This window comes from Streptomyces sp. SID13666 (assembly GCF_010548325.1).
In the GTDB taxonomy this organism is placed as follows: Bacteria; Actinomycetota; Actinomycetes; order Streptomycetales; family Streptomycetaceae; genus Actinacidiphila; species Actinacidiphila fildesensis.
In genome coordinates this window covers 63,572-82,583 of the sequence record NZ_JAAGLX010000030.1, presented here as the reverse complement: position 1 = coordinate 82,583, position 19,012 = coordinate 63,572, and the positions used below count along the sequence as shown (strand labels likewise).

Here is a 19,012-nt window from a genome sequence, read left to right as displayed (position 1 = left end):
GGTCAGAGTTCCTTCCGCATGCCGCGCAGCTGGACGGCGTAGGCGATGATCATCGTGATCACGCCCATGACGATGGCGATGGTCGCCGCGTAGTTGAACTGCTGCCCGGCGAAGGACAGGGAGAAGGCGTACAGGTTCGGGGTGAAGTCGGACGTGATCGCGTTCGGCGCCAGGTTCTTGAGGATGCTCGGCTCGTTGAACAGCTGGAAGCTGCCGATGATCGAGAAGATCGTCGCGATGATGAGGGCGCCGCGCAGCGCCGGGAGCTTGATCGCCCGGATGATCCGCAACTGTCCCGCTCCGTCGATCTCCGCGGCCTCGTAGAGCGCCGGGTTCACCGTCCGCAGCGCCGAGTAGAGGATCAGCATGTTGTAGCCCACGAACTGCCAGGTCACGATGTTGCCGATGGACGCGAGGACCAGGTCGGGCGAGAGCGGGTCCGGGAGGGTGATCCCGAACGCGTCGTTGAGATTGCCGACCAGGCCGAAGCGCGTGCCGTACATGAAGCCCCACATGAGTGTGGCGACGACGGCCGGCACCGCGTAGGGCAGGAACACCGCGATCCGGAAGAAGCTCGATCCGTACAGGCGGCCGCTGTCGATGGCCAGCGCGAGCAGGAGCGCGAGGAACAGCATGATCGGCACCTGCACGGCCAGGAAGGCCGCCACCCGGCCGAAGGACGACCAGAACTGCGCGTCGCCGAACGCCTCGGTGTAGTTGTCGGCGCCGACGAAGCTCGTTCCGCCGATCAGCCGGGTGCGGAACAGGCTCAGGTAGATCGAGTATCCGATCGGGGCGAGGAAGACCAGGGCGAACACCGCCATGAACGGACCGACGAACTGCCAGCCGGTCCACGACCGCCGTTCGGGGGCCGATGGCCTCGCGGCGGGTCGCGCCCCCGCCTCTGGTACTGCGGCCACCATGTCGCTCCTTGCTCCTCGCTGCTGGGACACCGACCTGTCCGGACGATGGGTGTTTACGTAAACATCGTGCCGAACACAAGGCGCCGACCCGATCCGTGCAGGGAGGCCGAGCGGGCCGGGCGGCGCGATGTTTACGTAAACTTGTGCGGTAGCGTGGCACCCGTCACGCCGATCGGTCAAGGTTTCGCGGACGTTACGTTTCCGCTGGCCGCACCGGCCGGCGACGGGCGGACGGACAGGAGTGAAGGGGTGAGGGACCTGAGTGAGCGGGGAGCACAAGATCCTGTTCCTGCCGGCGGCGCGCAGCGCGGCGGCTCGGGCATACCGGGCGGACGCCGCAAGCAGCGCGTGTCCATGGCCGACGTCGCGCAGCGCGCGGGCGTGTCGTCCCAGACCGTGTCGCGGGTGTCCAACGGCCACCCCGGCGTCATCGGCTCGACCCGCGAGCAGGTACTCACAGCCATGCGCGAACTGGGCTACCGCCCCAACAGCGCGGCACGCGCCCTGCGGTACGGACAGTTCAACACCATCGGCGTGATCCTCCACGGCCTGTCCACCACCGGTAACAGCAACACCGTGGAGGCGATCGCGACCCAGGCCGCCGCCGAGGGATACGCCATCACTCTGATCCCCGTCGACATCCCGACCCAGGACAACGTGCTGGGCGCCTTCACGCGGATGGGCGAACTGGCTGTCGACGCCGTCATCGTGTTCATGGAGATCCACCTGCTCGACGCCGGCACCGTGGCGCTGCCGCCCGGCGTGCCCGTGGTCGTCGTGGACTCAGACGCCGGAGACCGCTACCCCGTCGTCGACACCGACCAGACGGGCGGCGCCCGGCGTGCCGTCAGCCATCTGCTCGACCTCGGCCACGCGACCGTCTGGCACGTGACCGGCCCGGAGTCGTCGTACGCGAGCGAGCGGCGCGCCCGGGCGTGGCGGACGGTCCTGGAGGACGCCGGCCGGCCGGTGCCGCCGCCCCTGCGGGGCGACTGGTCGGCCGCTTCGGGCTACGCGGCCGGCCTCGCGCTCGCCGAAGAGCCGCAGTGCACCGCGGTGTTCGCCGCCAACGACCAGATGGCCCTCGGCCTGCTGCGCGCCTTCCACGAACGAGGCAGGGCTGTCCCCGGCGATATCAGCGTGGTCGGGTTCGACGACATCCCCGACGCGGCTCACTTCATTCCGCCCCTGACCACGGTGCACCAGGACTTCGCCGAGGTCGGCCGGCGCAGCGTCCAGGAGGTCCTGCGCCAGATCCGCGAACACGACGTCCCGCGCTCGGGCACCGACATCGTCTCGACGCGCCTGACGGTCCGGGACAGCACGGCGCCGCCGTCCCGGCCCGCATAGCGGGTGGCACGGCCGGGCGCGCGGGTGAGGACACCGATCCTCTCCAGTGCCGTCAGGTGATGGGCCACGGTGGAGGGGCTGCGCAGTCCTGCCGCGTCACTGATCTCACGGACGGACGGCGGATAGCCGTAGAGGTCCCTCCACTCGACGATGACCCGCAGAATCCGCCCCTGCCGGGCGGTCAGGAACTCGGACCCGCTCACGATCGGGAGCCCTTCACCGGTGGGTGAGGGCGGGGTCGCGGGCCAGCTCGCGCAGCGCCATCCGCGCCGCCGGCGGCCGCCCCGGGTGCGCAGCCCAGTACGGGTGGGTGGAGATCCGGACCGAGAGCCGGGTCAGTTGCCGACGGAGCACGGTGGTCTGCGCCGCAGTGCTGTGCGACGGGCGGATGGCGAGCTGCCCGTACGCCGCGTACCACGCGCGCTGGGTCTGCACGAGGTCGTCGGGGAAGGAGTACATCACCCCTCGATTCAAGCATGTGTTCGAATTATGGCGCAGCACACGGAAGGGTGACATTGGACCGCATGTGTGACTGAGCGATTCAGTTGGCCCCTGAGCGTTGTACTTGGCCCGGCTGAGCGCGACGGTTGGCCCGGCCGTTCGCGGGTGGCGCTCCTCCGACCTGATCGGCTGCAGCGTCATGGGTTTCTCGTTACTCCACAGCGCGGCCGATGAGTTTGTAGCTCCCGGCCGGTCCAAGCTCGTGACACCCGAGGAAAGGACACCGCCATGTCGGAGCTTCTCGTCGACTTCATCACCTCCCTCGACGGCCACGCATCGGGAGAGGGGTGGCCCGGGTTCTGGGGCCTCGAGGGTCCGGAGTACCTCGCCTGGCTCGGCGAGCAGCCCGAGGCCACTTACCTGATGGGAGCGAACACCTACCGCCTGATGTCGGGCTTCGCCGCAGGCGAGGTCCCCAATGGCCAAGACGAGTTCAGGCCCGAGGAAGAGGCGTCCGTCGACGAGCTCACGCAAGCGTCCAAGCTGGTGTTCTCCTCCTCGCTCGAGGAGCCACTGACGTGGGCCAACTCCACGCTCGTCCGCGACGACGCCGTCGAGGCGGTCCGCGTCATGAAGTCGAGTGCCTCGGGACTTCTCAGCACGATCGGCAGCCTCAGCTTGTGCCGGTCCCTGCTACGGGCCGGACTCGTCGACCGCTTCCGGGTCGTGATCTTCCCGGTGATCACCGGGGCCACGGGCGAAGAACGCATCTACGACGGCTATCCGGACGTTGCCCTCGAGATGATCGAGCACCGCACCTTCGACGGCCGCATCCAGCTGGTCGAGTACAAGCCCCGCGTGCTCGAGCACCCGCCGCTCGGAGTCCCTGCGTAACGTCGCCCCGCCAGCGCCGGTCTGGACGGTTGCCAGGCCGGCGCCGGCGGGCGCGGAGTAAGACCTCATTGGGGCGAACGGCCAACGTCAGGACGGTCCGGTCCACCTGGCCCCGAGCCGTCGCAGGTCAGCCCATGTACGCCCTCCCAGGCCGCAGTCTCCGCAAAGATCCTCCTTCCGGATACGGATGCGCTGCTGGACGCTCCCTGGGCAGAGCCTCGCGAGCTGAGCGCTCTACATGGCCGATGGGGCCAACTGAAGCGCTCAGTCACACCGGTGCAGTCCGCTGGCCTCTGCAAACGCTCGCAGGTCATCTCCGGCGGCCTCAGTCGCCGCTGCGCAGCCGCACGAATCTTCGCGTCGCGTGCCGCCCGAGGCCGGCACGCACCTCCGCGACCGGACCCTCACCGACCGGGATCACCGTGAGGTCGAGGGCAGCCACGAACTCCGGCTTGCCCACCCGACCATGGATGGCAGCCGCGTCGGCGGCGGCCTGCGCCCCGTCCAGTCGCGGTGTCGTCACCACCGGCTGCCCCGTCCATTTCCACCACCACCGCGACCGGCCGCCGCACCGATCCCACGACGCCGATCACCCGGGCGTCGATCGTCTCCGACCTTCGGTACTTCAGCCACGCGGTCCGGTTCTGCGCGTTATAGGTTGTGCCCAACCCTTTGATTACGAGACCTTCCACCATGCGCGACCAGGCCCGTCATCCACGCCAGAGCGGTTGGCCGATCCGGCGTGCTGAGCACCGGCTGAATCTGCGGGCCGAGGCCATCCAACAGGCCGGCGGAGACCCTCTCGCGCAGCGGCCGGCCCCGTACGTCCTCACCCCGCACCCGCAGCACGTCAAAGGCGACGTACGACAGGCTGACTCCGACCGGGGGCGGTCGGCCGGGTTGGAATCGCTGGAGAGCGCCGAAATTCATCCGCCCTTCGGCCGACGCGACCAACTCGCCGTCCACGATCGCACCGGGCCCCAGCCGCGCGAGTGCCGCAGCCATCTGCGGAAACCTGCTGGTCATGTCCCGACCGGCGCGCGATTGCAGCCGGACGGCGCCCCCGTCATCGACGATCGCCGCCACCCTGTACCCATCGAGCTTGGCTTATGCGCTTGTGAAATGTCCGCAGATAGTGTCCAGCGTCATGTCGAGCACGAGATGGCGGGTGCACTTCACCCGTCGGGAGATGGCCTGGCCACGCGAGGTCACGCCGCTGATGCGTGAGTTCGCTGAGGTGTTTGCCCGGCTGGATGTGCAACTGGATGAAGGCCGGGTGCCTGAAGGGCAGCCGTTCTTGATCGGTCCGAGAGGGCATTTCGACGTTGCGTTGAACCGGTACTTCTCGGCGTGGATGGCGCACTCGCCGTGGAACACCCAAGCCGCGCATGCTCGGGACCTGCGCACGTTCTTCAACTTTCTATGGTCTGCACGTGGCGCATGCGATTGGCGGGACGCCTCACCGGAGGATCGGGCGGCATACGGATGGTGGCGCCGGCGCGACGATGCAAGGCCGCGGGTGGAGGACAGCACCTGGGACCGCGAGGTCGCTACGGTCAACCAGTTCTACCTGTGGGCGTTTGAACAGGACCTCGTCCGGGTGAACCCCATCACACAGCGGGACGTCGCGGCCTGGGCGCCATGGTTCGGTGGTGTGGCAGCGAAGCAGGCGCCGGCGGAGGCGTCGCGGGTGGGACCGCGACGGGATGTGAAGTGGCTGCCGCCGTTGTCCTACCGGCGGTGGCGGGATACCGGCCTGCGGGGGTTCGACGCGCAGGAGCTGCCGCGGGGACGGTTTCGCGGCAGGTGGGCCTCACGCAACGCTGCCTTTGCCGATTTCATGGTCCGCACGGGGCTGCGGTTGGGGGAGCAGTCGGCGCTGACGGTCTTCGAGCTACCGGAGCTGCCGCCGCCCGGGTCGGGGATCGTCAACGCCCGGACGGTGCTGCCGAACGAGATTTCCAAGGGGAACTCTGGGCGGGCGGTGTATGCGCCGGTGTCGGTCCTGCGCGATGTGTGGGACTACATGGAGTGGGACCGCAAGGAGATGCTCGACCGCGGCCGGGCCCAGGGGCTGTACGTTCCGTCGCGCCGGTCGCTGGTGGTGGAGGATCCGGCGCGTGCGTCGGTGCGGATCGCAGGCCGCTGGATTCCGGTGGCGCGGTTGGGTGCGGAGGAGCGGCGCCGGCTGTTGGTGGCGGGGCCGGACGGGTGGGCCCGGCGATGGTGTGGCTGAACCAGTGGGGCTTGCCGATGTCGGTGTCGGGCTGGAAGCAGGTCTTCGCGGACGCCAATGCGCGGTGCCGCGCGCAGGGGGTGGCGGTACGGGCGACCCCGCACGTGCTGCGGCACAGCTACGCGGTCACGACCTTGGAGCTGTTGTGGCGCGGCCACCTGCAGGTACTGGGCGAGATGAACGGGGAGCAGCGGCTGACGTATCAGCGTGTGTTCGGCGATCCGTTGAACTGGGTGCGGATCCGGTTGGGCCACCGGTCGGCGACGACGACGGCGATCTACCTGCACACGTTGCAGGAGCTGGAGATGCGGACCCGGCTGGAGTTGGTGCCCGAGGGTGCGTGGGAGGCGTCCGGTTGCAGTGCGGAGGGCTGGCTGGAGGCCGGGGCGGTGACGGCGTGAACGACGCGACGCCCAGGGCGGCGCGCGGAAGGTCGGCGCCGATTCCCCCGGGCTACTACGAGCCGCCTGCGCTGCTGGTCGTGCCGCGGGAGGGGGGCAGCCCGCTGGTGCGGTTCGTGGGAGAGGACCAGCGCGAGAGCGTGTTCCGTTTCGCCCTCCTGCCGCTGGCGGGTCTGCACGAGGACTTCGCCCGCGCCCTGGCGGCACGGATCGGCCCGGACGGGGGCCGACGCACACAGCGTGCCGCGATGGGGCAGTGGCAGTCGATCCGTCGCTTCTTCACCGTGCTGGCTCACCTCGCCGATCCGCCGCAGCGGGTGGAAGACCTGCGGGTGCGGCACGTGGAGCGGTATCGGATGTCCCGGCTGGAGACCTGTGCGGAGAAGACCGCGCTGAAGCACGTACAGGAACTGATGCTGCTGCTGCGCGACCTGCCCGACCAGGAGCGGCTGGAAGGAACTCTGCGCGGCTATCTCTGCCAGCGCGGGCACGGCGTCAACGTACAGCAGCCTGGCCTGCCCGGATACTCCGACCGCGAGTTCAGCGCAGTCATGGCCGCCGCACGGTCCGACGTGGTCGCCATCCGCGACCGCCTCGCGGCCGCAGAGCTTCTGCTGGAGCGGTACCGCGAGAATCCATCCTCGCTGGCGGCCCCTGCGCGTGAACGCGGGGCGCTCTTGGCCGCGATGGCCCTGCAGGGGCGGGTCCAGGTGGACTATCGGGGGCTGGTCATCGGGGCGTACGCGGCGGCCAACGACGAGCAGGCCCGGCAGTTGTTCGTCGTGGATGACGACCTCGCCCCGTTGATGATCTACGCGGCGGGGATGACCGGCCGCAACCCGGGACGCTGAAGGAGCTGCCGGCCGAGCACCGGGTCGTGGAGGGGCGGGCGGTGGCGGTGACGCTGACCAAGCGCCGCCGCGGCAAGGCCAACGCGCGCACCACGGTGCACTGGAGTGTCGATCCCGATCCGGCACGCCAGCTGAAGAGCGCGGGCAGCTTCTACCTGTTGCTGCACCAGCTGATGGCGCGCAGTCGTACGTGGTCGGGCACCTCGTGTCTGTGGTCGATTTGGGCGGGCAATGGGCGCGGTGGTGCCCGCAACGCCGGCACTGTCGGGCACGTCGGCCCGTTCGACGCTGAGCTGGCCCGCAAGCTCCGCTTGGGCGCGTGGGCGGCGCGCCATGGGCTGCTCGATGACGACGGCAAGCCGTTGCAGATGCGGCTGACCCGGATGAAGAAGACGGTGGAGGTCCGCGCGGCCAAGGAGGTGGGCGGTCATCTGCCTTCTGCACGGCTGACCAATACCGCCGAGACGTCGTTCACGCACTACTTGCGGGGCGATCCCTTCGTCACTGAGTGGGCCGCCCAGGTCCTTACCGAGGCGATCACCGACGCCGAACGCCACGCCGGTACCGCGCTGCGGTTGGGCGGCGGGCAAGAACAGGCAGTGGACGCTGCGCTGTGGCGGCAGGCCGAGGCAGGGGCGCTGGACACCCTCGCCAGCTCGTGTCTGGACATCGCGCACCACCCCGGCCACGGCGGACCATGCCGGGAGTCGTTCTTGACCTGCCTGCGCTGCCCCAACGCGCTGGTGCTGGAGCGGCACCTACCGATGCTGCTGGCCCTGGTCGAAGCGCTGCGGGCCGATCTGGAGCAGCGGGACGCCGGCCAGTGGGCCAGCCGCCACGGGGCCACGTGGCAGATCATCACCGCCGGAATCCTGCCGCGGTTCACGGCAGCTCAGCGGGCTGCCGCGGCCCGCACCCAGCCGCCCACCCTGGCTCTTCATCTGCTCGACGGCCCGCAGGAGGCGCCATGAACACCGCTGCACACCTCGCCCCGCACGAGCAGCCCGTCGGACGCTACGTCCTGGCAGGGCGGCCGCTGCAGGAGGGCATGCGCCTGGAGGAGACAGCGGTCTTCGAGGACGACGTCTGGCGTTTGACGCCGGCACTGCTGCGGGCGGACCGCCACTCTCTTGCACTGGACTTCACCACCCTCCCTACTTCCCGGGTGCTGGTGGCCAAGCAGTTGTGCTTCGCCCTGCTGACCCAGGACACCCCGCCCGGCGAGACGCCGATCTCCATCACGAGCATCCGTACGTACTTCAGCTCCGTCCGCCGCTTCCTGTTGTGGGTCAACGCCCGCGATATGGCCCTGGCCGAGGTCGACCCGCAGGACCTCACCGCGTATCACGAGGATGTGGTGGCTCTGCGGTTGCAGCTGGCCGGCACGAACACCCACCGCCGGTGCGTGCGGATGCTGTGGGCCTACCGCACCCGCCTACACGACCACCTCACGGTGGACCCGCTGCGGGTACCCGCCTGGCAGGCGTGGAGCCGTGCCCAGCACCGGGGCCGCGGGGAGAACCGGACCGACCGGATCCCCGAACACGTCATGGCGCCTTTGCTGACGTGGGCGCTGCGCTGGGTGGACGACTTCGCCGACGATGTCTTGGCCGCCTGCCGCGAGCGCGACGCCCTCGACGCCCGGCCGCCCGACGGGCCGGACCCGCTCGCATCGCTGCAGCGCTTGCTGGCGGGTTTTCACGCCCGCAACCAGCCCCTGCCGATCCCACCCGCCCGGCTGCGCGGAAAGCACGGGATCAAGCCCTGCGTCGGTTACCTGGCCCGCCTCATCGGCCACCGCGGCAAGCGACTGGAGACCAAAGCCGCTGCCACCTTGATCCATGAGGCGGCCCGCACGCTGGGCCTGGATACCGGTAGCTACCTCGATCACCGCGAGCGCGGGACACTCGACGGACAGCCTTGGCACGGCGCGATCTCCTACTACGACGTCGCCCCCTATGAGCGGCTGCTCCAGGCATCGTGCTGGGTCACGATCGGCTACCTCTCCGGCATGCGCGACTCGGAGATCAAACACCTGCAGCGCGGGTGTGTCCGTGTCCTGCGGGACCCGCAGGGCCGCATCTACCGCCACCACGTGCAGAGCTTGGCGTTCAAAGGGGAGAACGACCCGCGCGGTGTGCCGGCAACCTGGATCGTCACAGCGCCCGTCGCACGGGCCGTCGCTGTCCTCGAACGCCTCCAGCCCGACGACCAGCCCTATCTGTTCGCCCTGCCGCGGAGCTCCCGCCGGGCCGCGACGGTGGCTGGGGAGGTTCCTGGCAGCAACAGCACTGCCAGCGGCCTGTCCGCCCTGATGACGTGGATCAACCAGTACTGCACGAGGAACGACCGCGCCGACGCCATCCCCCAGGTCCGCGGCCGCCAGCCGCACCTGACCAACCGCCAATTCCGCCGCACCCTTGCCTGGTTCATCGCCCGCCGCCCCGGCGGCACCATCGCAGGAGCCCTCCAATACCGGCACCAATGCATCCAAATGTTCGAAGGATATGCAGGTACCAGCGACTCCGGATTCCGCGACGAAGTCCAAGCCGAGCAGGCGCTGACCCGCGGCCAGTTCCTCGCCGACCTGAGCGCCGACAGCGACCGGCCGCGGCTGACAGGCCCCGCTGCCACGGAAGCTGAACAACGCCTCGCCGCCTACGCTCCACACGTGGACTTCCCCGGCCAGGTCGTTGTCGACGAGGCCCGACTGCGCCGCATCATGGCCCGTCACGACCCGCGCATCTACCCGGGCGCCTTCGTGACTTGCGTCTACAACCCCGATCGGGCGCTGTGCCGGCGGGAGGGCGCCGACGCCGGTGAACCGGTGCTGGGCGGCTGCCAGCCCCTGGCCTGCCGTAACACCGCCCTGACCGAAGCCAACCGAGACGCGCTGGCCGACCAGCTCACCGATCTGCACAGCACCCTCAACGACGGCGACCACCTGGCGCCCTACGTACGCCACCGCCTGGACCAGCAACGCCAGACCACTGCCGACTTCCTCACCCGCCACCGCCCGGAGCCGGCATGAAACGCCCGGTTCCCACCGCCGACACTGTGCGCGCCGCGATGGACACCGTCCTCAGCGAAGCCGCCGCGTCCGGCACCCGGCCCACCATCGCAGCCGTGGAACGGCGCCTGGGCCTCACCCACGCCACCTTCTACCGCCACTTCCAGCACCTGGTCACCGACTACTTCCAGCCCCGCATCGCTGACCGCGCGGCAACGACCGACGTGTCGGCGCCGGCGGGAGGGTCGGCCGACAACCTGCGCCGTCTGCGCCAGGAGAACGCCGACCTGCGCAAAACACTCCAGCTCTACGAGGAAGCCATCCGCCAGCTCGCTCTGGAGAACGACGCCCTGCGCAACAATGCCACGGTCACGGCGCTGCCTCGCCGTGGCCGCAGCGGTTCGACCGGTGTGCCGCTGTGACCGTGCGCAGGGCGGCCTTTCACAGCCGCGGGCTGCGACGCTCCAGCAGGAGAACATCGCGCCAGAGTCCGCCGTGCTGCCCGATGCGCTCGCGGGTGCCGATCGTGCGGAATCCGGCCGCAGGCGCAGGGCGATGCTGGCGGTGTTCTCAGGGAAGATCCCCGATTGGATCGTCCAGATACCGGCCGCCTCCGTGGAAGCGATCAGTGTGTCCAGCAGGGTGCGGGCCACGCCGCGCCCGCGGGGATCGGGGTGTACGTAGACGGGGTGCTCGACGACACCGGCATACGCGCAGCGATCGGAGACGCAGCTGGCAGCTATCCAGCCCAGGATCCGGTCGTCGGCCGATTCCCGTGCGACGAAGCGGTGATCCGCCAAGCGGCCGGTGTCGAAAGCCTCCCAGGTGGGCGCGTGCGTCTCGAAGGTGGCGTTGCCCTCGTCGATGCCCGCCTGATAGATCGCCAGAACGTGCCCGGCATGCTCTGCGGTCATTGGCTCGACGCGCACGATGGCGCCTTCAGCGGGCACCGTCGGACTCCTTCGGCGCAGTGGCCTCCGTCCTGCCCCACGACGTCGTCCAGCCGCGTGGGGCGCAGGCGGTCGACGAGGGGCCGGGCGGGCTCCTCGCCGAAGAGCGGCAGAGTCGCTTCGGTCGGTTCCATCGGTCTCTCGGGTGGCGGGGGGCGGGCGTCTGCGGATGTGACGAGCCCACCACGGGACACTGACAGGCGGGGGCTCAGCCGCTCGGGGGGAAGCTCGCGGCACTCATCGGGCACCGGGGCGGTCGCGTTGCGGCAGCCGCTCGGCGACCAGGTCGTAGGAGTTTTCGACCGCGTCGGTGACCAGTCGCTCGGTGATGCCGGGACCCGTCCCGAGGGAGATCCAGTGCCGTTTGTCGAGGTAGCGGCCCGGGGTGATCGAGGGGTAGCCGCGTCCTTGCGCGCGGGCGTGTTCGGGGTCGCACTTGACCGTGATGATCTGTTCGTCCGGGTCGTCGGTGACAATCAGAAACACTTTGCCCGCGACCTTGTACACGTCGAGCTTGTCGACGAACGGGCGGCCGTGGCTGACGCCCGGCAGGGCGAGGGCCGCCTCGCGCGCCGTGTCCTGCAACCGGTCTCCGGCTGCGGTCACCGGGCCGCCTTGGCGCGGCTGCCGTAGGTGTGGGGGTCGACGGGCTGTTCGGCCTGGGGCAGGTGGGCGACGACGAGCAGGTAGGACTCGGTGACGAGTTCACGGACGAGGCCCTTGTCGACGGTGTCGCCGCCCTCCAGGGTGATCCAGTGCTTCTTGTTCATGTGGTAGCCGGGGGTGATGTGGTTGTTCTCGTCCCGCAGCGCGCAGGCTTCGCCGGGATCCGACTTGAGGATCACGACGGGACGGCCAGGAACCTCGGTCATCAGCATGAAGACCTTGCCACGGACCTTGAAGACCTTCCAGTCGTCGCCGAAGGGGTGGTCGAGATCCGCTCCGGGGAGTTCCTCGGCGCAGTCGGCGGCGGTCTTGTGCAGGGTCTTTCCGTTCATGACTTCGTACTCCTCGCGGGATGGGGGATACCGGCAGAGGCGCCCGGTGGCGGCGGACTGTGCGCACCTGCGCGGCGACTCCCACCATCCTCACCCGAAAACCGGTAAATCGGACGGTAGGCTGCGGACACATGATGGTCAGTGGACGACAGCCCGAACAAGACAGCGTGCGGCTGTACGACTTCCAGCCCCCGGTCGGCACCCCCTTCGGCCTCGAGGTGACCACTGTCGAGGACTTCTTCGCCCAGCACGCCGACTGGCCGTGGAACCCGCCGGTCCCGGGCCGGGCCACCTTCCACTACCTCATCGCGGTCACCGAGGGCGAGCTGTCGCACGACGTCGACCGCGTCACCCGGACCGTCGCCCCCGGCCAGTGGCTGTGGGTGCGCCCCGGGCACACGCAGTGCTGGCACCCGCCCGGCGCAGCCCGCGGCCCGTTCATCCTGTTCGAACCGGAGGTACTGCGGCCCGACATCGCCCGCCTGCTGGCCCCGCTCACCGCACACGAGGCTCCTGCCGTGCTGAGCCCGCACCCCGACGACGCCGCCTGGCTCCAGGAGACGGCACTGCAGCTTCTGGACGAACACCGCGCACTGGGGCGCCGACCCCTCGACGTCCACCACGCCCTGCGGCGCAGCCTGCTCGAATCGCTGCTGCTGCGCCTCACGAACGCCCCCGGGATCACCCCCGCCGACACGAGTGCCGGCAGAAAACGTGGTGACGCCTACGGACGGTTCGCGGACGCTCTGGAGCTGCACTTCCGCGAACTGCACCGGGCCGCGGATTACGCAGAGTTGCTCGGCTGCTCGGTCCGCACCCTCAGCCGCGCCGCCCGGGAAACCACCGGCAAGGGAGTGCGTGAGCTCATCGACGAGCGGCGCCTGCTCGAAGCCCGGCGCCTGCTGGGAAGCGCCCAATGGGATGCCCGGTCTGTGGCCGGCCACCTCGGCTTCACCGACCCCGCGAACTTCGGCCGCTTCTTCCGCGACCGCACCGGTCTCACCCCGGCCACCTTCGCGGCCGAGGAGACCACGCCCCTCTCCCCTCCTCCCCCTGGTTGACGATCCCGAGCCCCCGCGTGCCGCCTTTGGCCGACAGGCCCAGCCTCGCACGCGCGGGTGCCGACACGGTCAGTCTGTGGTGAAGCTGGACAGCACCGCGGCCGGGAGGCGGCTGCCCGCCGAGCCGTGGGGAAGGATCTCCGTGATGCGGGCCAGATCGGTAGCGGAGAGCTGGACGTCGGTGGCGCCGGCGTTCTCCTCGATGCGCTTGGTGCTGCGGGTGCCGGGAATGGGCGCGATGTCCTCGCCCTGGGCGAGCAGCCAGGCCAGTGCGAGTTGGGCGGTGGTGATGCCTTTGGTGTCGGCCAGATTCTTGAGCTGTTCGGTGGCGTGCAGGTTGTAGGTGTAGTTCTCGCCCTGCCAACGTTCGTCCCAGCTGCGCATGTCGTCCGCGGCGTACTCGCTGGCGGGCTTGACCTGGCCGGTGAGGAAGCCGCGGCCGAGCGGGGAGTAGGGCACCAGGCCGATGCCGAGTTCCCGCAGAACGGGAAGGATCTCCTCCTCCACCTCCCGCTCGAAGAGCGAGTACTCGTACTGGAGCACGGAGACCGGGGTGACGGCGTGGGCGCGGCGGATGTACTGGGGGCCGACGTTGCTCAGGCCGAAGTACTTCACCTTGCCTTCGGCGATCAGTTCGCCGACCACGCCGGCGACCTCCTCGACCGGAATGTCGGGGTCGGAGATGTGCTGGTAGAAGAGGTCGATGTGGTCGCTCCGCAGGTAGCGCAGGCTGTTCTCGGCGACCTTGCGGATGTTTTCCGGGCGGCTGTCGAAGGCGGGGCTGATCGCCGGGGCGGTCATGTCGAAGCCGAACTTGGTGGCAAGGACCACCTCCTCGCGGAAGTCCTTGACCGCCTCGCCCAGGAGCATCTCGTTGCTGCCGGTACCGGCGCCGTACAGCTCGGCGGTGTCGAAGAAGTCGATCCCGAGTTCGTGGGCGCGGCGGATGGTCGCGATGCCCTCGTCGTCGTTCGAGGCTCCGTAGGCCATGGACATGCCCATGGTCCCCAGGCCGAGCGCCGAGACGCGCAGATCCTGAGAGCCCAGATTGCGGTGCTGCATGAGTTCACTCCCTGAGTAGTTCGCCGGCTTCACCCGCAGAGGTCAAACCGAACTGTTCCGTTTGACTCTACGTGCCGATCACCCGGATGCCAAACCAAACGGTTTGGTGCTCTATCCTGGGGCCATGTCCCAGTCCCGCGACTCCGGCCAGACCGCAGCGCCCGCAGCCGCCGCCGGCGATACCACGCGCGAGCGCATTCTTACCGCTGCCATGGAGGAGTTCGCCCGCCACGGCATCGCCGGCGCCCGCGTGGACCGCATCGCCAAACTCGCCAAGACCAGCAAAGAACGCGTCTACGCCTACTTCCGCAGCAAAGACGCGCTCTATGCCGACGTCGCCGCACGGGAGTACGTCGTCATCGCCGAGGCCACCCAGATAGACCCGTCCGACCTCCCCGGCTACGCGGGCCGCCTGTTCGACTACTTTGTCGCCCGTCCAGACCACCACCGCCTGATCACCTGGGGCCGCCTCGAACTGCCGGGCACCACAGCCGTTGCCGACGATCCCGACCAGGCAGTGATCGCCCGCAAAATCGACCAACTCCGACAGGTGCAGCGGGCAGGACAGCTCGACCCCGCCTGGGACCCGGCCGACGTCCTCGCCCTGGTCAACCAGATCGCCATGACCTGGGCATCACAACCCGAACTCAGCGAGGCCGCCGCCGCACACGCCGTGGACCCCACCACTGCCGCCCGCCGCGCCGCGGTGGTGACCGCTGTCGAGCGGCTTTTCCCTCGAGCGCGCTGAGGTCCCCCGAACGGCGTCGGCCGCCCTTGCCGCTCACCCATGGGCACATCCTGCTGACGAATCAGCGCTCCTGAGCCAGGCAAACATCACGCGGTGGCCGCTCTGCTACCCCCGGGCCTGAACCAAGATCTCAAACGGCGGCTGCCGTACTAGAACGTACTAGAACATGGTGTTGCCGTTCGCGGAGGTCTCCGGCAGGTTCTGGCTCACGTCCTAGTGCTCGGCGATCTTCCCGTCCTGGAAGCGGAAGATGTCGAACACCGCCGTGCCCCGCGCGCCCGGCGTCGTCACTATGTTCGAGTGGACCAGCACCAGCTCGCCCTCGGAGATCACCCTTTGACGTCGTACTCGGCGTCCGGGAACTGCTGGTGAAAGCCGACGCCCAGATTCTTCAGCGTCTCGGCGCAGTCCGGTGCGAGCGGGTTGTGCTGGAACGGGCACCACCGACGCTCACCGCCGGGCTGAGGCACCCACTGCGCACGGTGTGTGCGATGACCTTGTCGAGTCCCGCGATCAGGTCTCAGTCGTCCAGAACGACGACGTGCTTGCCCGGCGTGGCGCCGGATTCGAGGTCGGCCTGGGCGTCGCGGACCTGTTCCAGGCCGTGGTAGACCTTCGCGACCGGCACGTTGAGACGTCCGGCGGCGATGGCCTGCAGCTGGTGAGCGAAGACGTTGGCCGGGAGGTCGGCGGCCTCACCGCCGTAGGACGTCAGCCGCACCCCGCCCGGGATCATGAACGGGCTGAAGTCGGGGATCGTCCACTGGCCCGCCAGGGCTCCGGTGAAGCAGACCGTGCCGTGGCGGCGGACGGCGTTGAGGGTATCGGGGAGGACCGAGCAGCCGACCAGTTCCAGGGCGGCGTCGACGCCGCCTGGGATCAGCTCGCGCACCTGGTCGGCGAGGGTGCCATTGTCGACGAGTGCGTGGTCGACGCCCGCGGCCCGCAGTTCCCCAGACCTCGCCGGGGTGCGGGTGGTGGACAGCACGGTCGCTCCGAGGTCCTTCGCGATCGTGGCCGCGCTCAGCCCGACCGTGGAGGTGCCGCCGCGGATCAGCAGCGTCTGCCCGGCCTTGAGGCCCAGGCCGCGGGTCAGCGATCCGTAGGCAGTCTGGAACATCTCCGGCAGCGCACCGACGACCTCCCACGGCAGGCTGGTCTCGAACGGGATGACCTGCGCCGCGGGGACGGTCACGTACTGGGCGTACGCACCGTCGTAACTGCGGCCCATGTCGCCCATCATCGTGGCCACCTGCTGTCCCGGCCGCAGACCGCTGTCCTCGTCGGCCTCCTCGACCACGCCGACGCCCTCGATGCCGGGAACACGCGGGTAGGTGACCACCGCGTCCGACTTTCCCTTGCGGGTGGTGACCTCGGATTCGTTGACGCCGAACGCCTTGACCTTGATCCGCACCCAGCCGGGCTTGCGGACGGGCACCTGGACGTCCTTGATCTCCAGTGCCTCCAGGCCGCCGGGCCGGGTGACGACGACGGCCCTCATCGTCGCCGGTGCGGCGTCGCCGGCTGCTGTCGGTTGGCTCATGTCGAGTACCTCACTCCGTGTTGTCCCCTGCGTCGTCCGTATCGCCCGCCGGCCGTCAGGGGCGGTCGATGCCTTCCCACAGGTCGAGGACCTGCTGGTAGTGGGCGGTGCCCTCGAAGGGAGAGTTGCCGACGGTTTCCGAGGTGGGCTTGTCCGTGACCGCGGGCCACAGACGGGAGTGCTCGCCGGTGGCAAAGTCGAGCACGATGTCGCGGATACGGGTGTCCCGCTCGGCCTGCTCCGCGCTGCGGCCCGGCTTTTCCTGGCCGACCAGCGCGTACATCTCGGTGCCGTGCACGGCGGGCGCGCCCTCGACGGGGCCGATCAGGAGAAGGTGGGCGTTGCCGCCGGCGGCGGCGTGGGCCAGGGCCCCGCGGGCTGCGGGGATCGCGAAGAGGTAGTCCGCCATGACCGCGGCGCGGACCTCGGCCGGGGTACGGCCGCCCTGGTCGTAGGTTTCGACGATCTTCTGCGCGCGGGAGCGGGAGATGCGCCACCCCGCGACCTCGTCGACGACGCGGTCGACGGTGCCCGGGTCGAACCGGTCGAGGTCGTTCGCCACCCACCAGCCCATGTCGTCGCTGGCCATGCTCAGCAGGATGTCGACGTCGCGGTGCGCGCCCGAGGCGAGGACGTCCATGGGGTGGGCGTGCACCACCGCACCGGGCTGTCCGGTGTCCAGGACGACGCCGGTGGCCTTGTTGTCCACCCCGCCGCGGACTCCGAGGTCCGTCGGGGCGACCTTGCGCAGGGCGTCCCGCAGGGAGAGCGGGTCGAGGTCCAGCAGCTTCTCCGGGTTGTCCGCGACGCCGAGTTCGGTGACGAACAGGTGGGCGAGTTCCTCGGCCCACCAGGCCGGGATGCTGCGGGCGGGCCCGCCGGAGAACCCGGCCAGGCGCCGGTACAGGCCGTCGGCAGAGGAGGCGCCGAGCAGTCCGAGGGAGGAGTAGGCGCCGCCGCTGTGGCCGTAGACGGTGACCTGGTCGGGGTCGCCGCCGAAGTGGGCGATGTTCCGCTGGACCCAGGTGAGCGCGGCGATGATGTCCTGGAGGAAGAGGTTGGTGGCCTCGGCGAGCTTCCCGCCGTATTGCGAGAGCGAGAGCGGGCCCAGGGCGCCGAGCCGGTAGTTGACGGACACGCCCACCACGCGCCCCGTCGCGGCGAGACCGGAGGCGTTGGAGGTGATCTGGGTGTTCGCGCCGTACTCGAATCCGCCGCCGTGGATGTACACGGTCACCGGGAGCGCCTTGGCGACCGGCTGCTCGGGGGTCCACACGTTCAGGTTCAGGCAGTCCTCGCCCATCCCGCTGTCCGCTTCGAGCCAATCCCCGCTGTCGGGCTGGATCGCGACGACGCCCTTCCGGTCGTACGGGAGACTCGGATCGAAGTCCGCGACCACGGGGCGGCGGTACCGATCGGCGGTGGCGTACGGGATTCCCCACCAGGACCGCACCCCTGGTGCAGTCGGAGCCTTGGGAGCGGTAGCGGTCATGGCGTGAGATTCCTTCCGGTGCGGTTCGGGGGTTTTCACATGGCGTGGCGGCGGCTGATCGCTCGCGGTGAAGCTCTCCAAGCATTCCCTGGACTCCGGCAGATCGCCCGGTGGACAGCGGTCACGCAGTGGTCGCAAGGTGACACTTCGGCCGCACGGTTCGGTGCGGGCCGTGAACCTCTCCTACGTGGCCGACGGCTGGATCGTCGGCGAACGGCGCCAGCTCGACCTCCTCCGGGTGAAGCAGCCGATCGATGCCGTACCGGCGTCGTGAACCTCGTAACGCCGGGTGAGCCTTCTGTCGTGCGGGATGGTGTGCTGGGAAGGTCCGTACAGCGCGGTGGCAGAGGACGAGGGCCCGCGCCGGAGCGGGGGCGCCAGCGCTGGTTCACCGCAAGAGGTCGGTCCTTCCTTCTTGATCCGGCGTCTTCGCGCAGACAGCACCCGCTGTGGTGAGAGCTGTAGGCCTAATAGGCGTCGAGGGCTGAGAGTTGGATCAGCTCTAGGCAGGGGTGCGAATGCTGCAACCCTCGAATACCGACACTCCACCAGTGGTCCCGAGCCACCACAGAAGCCCTGATCGGCGGAGTCTCCGGCTCGCTGTCCGCACCCACGACCGTGCTGCTGGGAAGGCGTGACGTCGACGGTCAACTCCGTTTCGTCGGCCGCAGCACCGTCCTGTCACGCCATGCCAGCCAGACCCTGGCCAAAGAGCTCACCCCCGCAGCTGCAGAGCACCCCTGGACAGGCTGGTCCTTCTCCGCCGGCTGGGGCAGCAAGGAGAAACTGCGCGTGGCCCTGGTCGAACCCCAGCTCGTGGCCAAGCTTGCTGCCGACGTATCCCTTGACCCCTCCGGGAAATGGCGAGATCCCGTGCGCTGGCTACGGGTCAGGAGCGACGTCTCACCCGCCGACGCACCACTGTTCGGATCAGGAAACCAACCCGCAGCCGGCTGAACAGGGTGACGTCTCGCAGCGGACCCCTCGATGCGAAACAGCGCCGGACAACGGACACCCGCAAACCCTGTCCATAACTTGAGTTCGAATTGCGC

The 19,012-nt window shown here is 69.3% G+C and carries 21 protein-coding genes and 3 pseudogenes; 11 read left to right on the top strand and 13 right to left on the bottom strand.

What is annotated here, in order from left to right:
* Positions 1 to 2 precede the first annotated feature (2 nt).
* Entirely contained in the window at positions 3 to 920 is a 918-nt protein-coding gene (locus tag G3I60_RS30255) for a carbohydrate ABC transporter permease (protein ID WP_244809744.1), read from the bottom strand.
* Between the two features lie 357 nt (positions 921 to 1,277).
* On the opposite strand from G3I60_RS30255, the gene G3I60_RS30250 reads away from it, so the two are divergent.
* Positions 1,278 to 2,273, top strand: a complete 996-nt coding sequence (locus G3I60_RS30250) for a LacI family DNA-binding transcriptional regulator (RefSeq protein ID WP_138358786.1) — start codon at positions 1,278 to 1,280, stop codon at positions 2,271 to 2,273.
* Between the two features lie 17 nt (positions 2,274 to 2,290).
* Here G3I60_RS30250 and G3I60_RS46545 read toward each other — a convergent pair.
* Together G3I60_RS46545 and G3I60_RS30240 are read right to left on the bottom strand one after the other, a co-directional pair.
* A pseudogene (locus G3I60_RS46545) lies at positions 2,291 to 2,476 on the bottom strand (repressor LexA); the annotation flags it as partial.
* A gap of 13 nt (positions 2,477 to 2,489) precedes the next feature.
* Positions 2,490 to 2,732, bottom strand: a complete 243-nt coding sequence (locus tag G3I60_RS30240; protein WP_203674253.1) for a hypothetical protein — start codon at positions 2,730 to 2,732, stop codon at positions 2,490 to 2,492.
* 270 nt (positions 2,733 to 3,002) lie between these two features.
* Between G3I60_RS30240 and G3I60_RS30235 the strand changes: the two genes are divergently transcribed.
* On the top strand, positions 3,003 to 3,608 hold the full coding sequence (locus G3I60_RS30235; RefSeq protein WP_164299212.1) for a dihydrofolate reductase family protein: 606 nt from the start codon (positions 3,003 to 3,005) through the stop codon (positions 3,606 to 3,608).
* 325 nt (positions 3,609 to 3,933) lie between these two features.
* On the opposite strand, the gene G3I60_RS30230 is transcribed toward G3I60_RS30235, so the two are convergent.
* Together G3I60_RS30230 and G3I60_RS30225 are read right to left on the bottom strand one after the other, a co-directional pair.
* The gene (locus G3I60_RS30230; protein ID WP_164299214.1) at positions 3,934 to 4,131 is read right to left on the bottom strand and encodes a hypothetical protein; all 198 of its coding nucleotides are present in this window, start codon (positions 4,129 to 4,131) and stop codon (positions 3,934 to 3,936) included.
* 128 nt (positions 4,132 to 4,259) lie between these two features.
* Positions 4,260 to 4,700 (bottom strand): annotated as a pseudogene (locus tag G3I60_RS30225) (ATP-dependent DNA ligase); the annotation flags it as partial.
* Positions 4,701 to 4,755: 55 nt separating this feature from the next.
* On the opposite strand from G3I60_RS30225, the gene G3I60_RS30220 reads away from it, so the two are divergent.
* Genes G3I60_RS30220 through G3I60_RS30200 form a run of 6 tightly spaced genes read left to right on the top strand, consistent with a single transcriptional unit; the run spans position 4,756 to position 10,528 of the window.
* The gene (locus G3I60_RS30220) at positions 4,756 to 5,844 is read left to right on the top strand and encodes a site-specific integrase (protein WP_164299218.1); all 1,089 of its coding nucleotides are present in this window, start codon (positions 4,756 to 4,758) and stop codon (positions 5,842 to 5,844) included.
* Positions 5,832 to 6,245, top strand: a complete 414-nt coding sequence (locus G3I60_RS44705) for a hypothetical protein (RefSeq protein ID WP_203674240.1) — start codon at positions 5,832 to 5,834, stop codon at positions 6,243 to 6,245. The genes G3I60_RS30220 and G3I60_RS44705 overlap by 13 nt, the downstream gene beginning before the upstream one ends.
* Positions 6,242 to 7,096 (top strand): hypothetical protein, encoded by an 855-nt coding sequence (locus G3I60_RS30215; protein WP_164298597.1) that lies wholly within the window; start codon positions 6,242 to 6,244, stop codon positions 7,094 to 7,096. Before G3I60_RS44705 ends, G3I60_RS30215 begins: the two co-directional genes overlap by 4 nt.
* A gap of 41 nt (positions 7,097 to 7,137) precedes the next feature.
* Positions 7,138 to 8,067, top strand: a complete 930-nt coding sequence (locus tag G3I60_RS30210) for a hypothetical protein (protein ID WP_164298600.1) — start codon at positions 7,138 to 7,140, stop codon at positions 8,065 to 8,067.
* Positions 8,064 to 10,127, top strand: a complete 2,064-nt coding sequence (locus tag G3I60_RS30205; protein WP_164607996.1) for a hypothetical protein — start codon at positions 8,064 to 8,066, stop codon at positions 10,125 to 10,127. The genes G3I60_RS30210 and G3I60_RS30205 overlap by 4 nt, the downstream gene beginning before the upstream one ends.
* Positions 10,124 to 10,528, top strand: a complete 405-nt coding sequence (locus tag G3I60_RS30200) for a hypothetical protein (protein ID WP_164298604.1) — start codon at positions 10,124 to 10,126, stop codon at positions 10,526 to 10,528. Before G3I60_RS30205 ends, G3I60_RS30200 begins: the two co-directional genes overlap by 4 nt.
* Positions 10,529 to 10,547: 19 nt before the next feature.
* Here G3I60_RS30200 and G3I60_RS30195 read toward each other — a convergent pair.
* The 3 genes and pseudogenes from G3I60_RS30195 to G3I60_RS30185 all read right to left on the bottom strand — a co-directional run bounded on the left by G3I60_RS30195 (position 10,548) and on the right by G3I60_RS30185 (position 12,054).
* Positions 10,548 to 11,020: pseudogene (locus tag G3I60_RS30195) on the bottom strand (N-acetyltransferase family protein).
* A 273-nt stretch (positions 11,021 to 11,293) separates the two neighbouring features.
* A complete protein-coding gene (locus G3I60_RS30190) occupies positions 11,294 to 11,662 on the bottom strand; it encodes an MmcQ/YjbR family DNA-binding protein (RefSeq protein WP_164298606.1) in 369 nt (122 codons plus the stop codon).
* Positions 11,659 to 12,054, bottom strand: coding sequence for an MmcQ/YjbR family DNA-binding protein (locus G3I60_RS30185; RefSeq protein ID WP_164298608.1), 396 nt, complete (start codon positions 12,052 to 12,054; stop codon positions 11,659 to 11,661). The genes G3I60_RS30190 and G3I60_RS30185 overlap by 4 nt, the downstream gene beginning before the upstream one ends.
* 131 nt (positions 12,055 to 12,185) lie before the next feature.
* Here G3I60_RS30185 and G3I60_RS30180 point away from each other — a divergent pair, with 131 nt between their 5' ends.
* Positions 12,186 to 13,115, top strand: a complete 930-nt coding sequence (locus G3I60_RS30180) for an AraC family transcriptional regulator (RefSeq protein ID WP_164298609.1) — start codon at positions 12,186 to 12,188, stop codon at positions 13,113 to 13,115.
* 69 nt (positions 13,116 to 13,184) lie between these two features.
* Here G3I60_RS30180 and G3I60_RS30175 read toward each other — a convergent pair whose 3' ends face one another.
* Positions 13,185 to 14,177, bottom strand: a complete 993-nt coding sequence (locus G3I60_RS30175) for an aldo/keto reductase (protein WP_164298611.1) — start codon at positions 14,175 to 14,177, stop codon at positions 13,185 to 13,187.
* A gap of 124 nt (positions 14,178 to 14,301) precedes the next feature.
* Between G3I60_RS30175 and G3I60_RS30170 the strand changes: the two genes are divergently transcribed.
* Entirely contained in the window at positions 14,302 to 14,925 is a 624-nt protein-coding gene (locus G3I60_RS30170; RefSeq protein WP_164298613.1) for a TetR family transcriptional regulator, read from the top strand.
* Positions 14,926 to 15,138: 213 nt separating this feature from the next.
* Here the strand turns inward: G3I60_RS30170 and G3I60_RS46900 are convergent, their stop codons facing one another.
* From G3I60_RS46900 to G3I60_RS30155, 4 genes are read right to left on the bottom strand one after another with little or no spacing between them, the layout of a single operon-like run.
* Positions 15,139 to 15,258, bottom strand: coding sequence for a hypothetical protein (locus G3I60_RS46900; RefSeq protein WP_343241846.1), 120 nt, complete (start codon positions 15,256 to 15,258; stop codon positions 15,139 to 15,141).
* Positions 15,255 to 15,395, bottom strand: a complete 141-nt coding sequence (locus G3I60_RS46895) for a hypothetical protein (protein ID WP_343241847.1) — start codon at positions 15,393 to 15,395, stop codon at positions 15,255 to 15,257. The genes G3I60_RS46900 and G3I60_RS46895 overlap by 4 nt, the downstream gene beginning before the upstream one ends.
* Before the next feature lie 50 nt (positions 15,396 to 15,445).
* Positions 15,446 to 16,468, bottom strand: coding sequence for a zinc-binding dehydrogenase (locus G3I60_RS30160; protein ID WP_164298615.1), 1,023 nt, complete (start codon positions 16,466 to 16,468; stop codon positions 15,446 to 15,448).
* A gap of 55 nt (positions 16,469 to 16,523) precedes the next feature.
* Positions 16,524 to 17,960 (bottom strand): carboxylesterase family protein, encoded by a 1,437-nt coding sequence (locus G3I60_RS30155; protein WP_164298617.1) that lies wholly within the window; start codon positions 17,958 to 17,960, stop codon positions 16,524 to 16,526.
* 618 nt (positions 17,961 to 18,578) lie between these two features.
* Between G3I60_RS30155 and G3I60_RS30150 the strand changes: the two genes are divergently transcribed.
* Positions 18,579 to 18,917: a hypothetical protein gene (locus G3I60_RS30150; protein ID WP_164298619.1), complete on the top strand. Its 339-nt coding sequence runs from the start codon at positions 18,579 to 18,581 to the stop codon at positions 18,915 to 18,917.
* The last annotated feature ends 95 nt before the right edge of the window (positions 18,918 to 19,012 follow it).